We start from the raw sequence: 223 nt of genomic DNA, 5'->3' as shown, positions 1-223 counted from the left end.
CATGTTCGAAGAAGCGCTCCACGCTGTCGCGTCGCCGGGTGTCGACCCGGTGGCGGGGCGGCTGGTGGTGTGGCATCCGGACACCGTCGACTGGGTGCGGCTGGAGCCGTGCGACCTCGCCGGTGAGATCGACCCGGCGCTGCTGCGGGAGTTGCGCACCGGGCAGCCGTCGAGGCCGGAGGCCGACGGTGTGCCCGTGAGCGCCGCGGCGGCGGGCGACGTC

Annotated in this window: 1 protein-coding gene; it reads left to right on the top strand. The window is 74.9% G+C overall.

The window, feature by feature from the left end; translation table 11 throughout:
* Positions 1-223: hypothetical protein (locus DZA62_RS35375; RefSeq protein WP_157988124.1), on the top strand; the 223-nt coding region annotated here is incomplete at both ends.

The organism is Jiangella endophytica, from assembly GCF_003427025.1.
In the GTDB taxonomy this organism is placed as follows: Bacteria; Actinomycetota; Actinomycetes; order Jiangellales; family Jiangellaceae; genus Jiangella; species Jiangella endophytica.
This window is presented reverse-complemented; position numbering and strand designations above follow the sequence as displayed.